Source organism: Candidatus Symbiopectobacterium sp. NZEC135 (assembly GCF_025962695.1).
Genome location: NZ_JAGFPF010000746.1, coordinates 1 through 979 on the forward strand (window position 1 = coordinate 1; position 979 = coordinate 979).

Genomic DNA, 979 nt, shown 5'->3' on the forward strand with positions numbered 1-979 from the left:
TGAATATTAAACAAATTGATATTCGCCGCCGCCCAGCGTTACCGATTGACCTTTAACGGCGTCATTATCGGTGGCGATTTGCAATGCCGTGGGGCGGGTCTCTTCACCCGCTTGGAAAATAAATTGCTGTTCATCGATATACAGGGTAGTCGGCGTGTGTTCACTGGCTGGGAATTGGAACAGCTTTTGCCAGTGCTGTGCCACTTGCTCTGGATGCTGCACCGTGAAGATGGCCGCCTGAAGACGAGCCTGACCCACCGGGTGCGGTCTGTCGATATTGTTGGTGCGCAGGAAATCGAGACGGGCGGCGTCATTGGTTTTCCATTGCAGGACAAAGGGATAAGGCACGCCCTGGAAATCACCGCTGATGGTGAAGATGCGCCACTCGATCAGATTGCCCTGTTTGTCGTGGCGCTTGCCATCCACAATCGGCGACAGGGTTAACCCCTGCTCCTGCAATGCCTGATGGGTGGTATCAATGTCATCGCTGCGCAATGCCACGCGGTAGAGCACCTGCTGTTCCGGCAGCAAGCGCTTTCCTGCGCATCACGAATGCTCAGGAATTCGAGGTAAGTCAGGCCAAAATAACTGAGCGCATTGTGAGTGCCCCAACCGGGGTGTGCACCACCGGGAAACGCAACCAGCTGGTTATCGGTAAAAGTAGCAATCGCGTCATCCAGGTGGTTGACATAATGTACGGCGTGATCCCAGCGTAATGTAGCCATGGTTTCCCTCGCGGAATTAAAAATAGGATTCGAACATTAGAAAGAGATTAACCCTAGTTAGATAGTAATTTTTTTATCTTTGCTTATCTGAAAAATGAATATAGCGATGCGAAAATTGATATATGCCAAATTCCTCTTTCGATATGACGAAACATCATTTACATAATAATTATTACTGACTTTATGCTCCTCGCCGTTGTGGTCTTCGTTGGACTAAGCGTTGATGGATGTGGCCCCGGGACGCGTATTGCTGT

At 49.9% G+C, this 979-nt stretch carries 1 pseudogene; it reads right to left on the bottom strand.

The window, feature by feature from the left end:
* Positions 1-6 precede the first annotated feature (6 nt).
* Positions 7-725: pseudogene (locus tag J5224_RS30160) on the bottom strand (VOC family protein).
* Positions 726-979: the final 254 nt, after the last annotated feature.